The sequence below is a fragment of the Stenotrophomonas sp. SrG genome, assembly GCF_050031795.1.
Classification (GTDB): Bacteria; Pseudomonadota; Gammaproteobacteria; order Xanthomonadales; family Xanthomonadaceae; genus Stenotrophomonas; species Stenotrophomonas rhizophila_A.
This window is the reverse complement of record NZ_JBNBBE010001518.1, coordinates 1-233: the sequence shown is the minus strand read 5'-3', so window position 1 is coordinate 233 and position 233 is coordinate 1. Positions and strand designations below refer to the sequence as shown.

Sequence of the window (233 nt, the reverse complement as noted above, 5' to 3'; positions counted from 1 at the left end):
TGCTCAACACGGCTTCGGGCAAGGGCGAGCGCGTTGGCTACAAGGTGCTGGAGGAAGGACGCAAACTGCGTGTGTTCCGCTCCAGCGGTGAGGAGCTTGACGCCTGAGGAATGAGAAGATGAGTTCCCGTCTCGAAAAGTTCTACCATGAAGAAGTGGTGCCGGCGCTGATGAAGCAGTTCGGCTACACAAATCCGATGCAGGTTCCCCGCCTGGTCAAGGTCACCCTGAACA

General features: G+C 57.5%; 2 pseudogenes. Both read left to right on the top strand.

The features are described from left to right. Positions 1–107, top strand: a pseudogene (rplX, locus tag ACQG3P_RS24460) (50S ribosomal protein L24); the annotation flags it as partial. A gap of 11 nt (positions 108–118) precedes the next feature. Further along, positions 119–233: pseudogene (locus tag ACQG3P_RS24455) on the top strand (50S ribosomal protein L5); the annotation flags it as partial.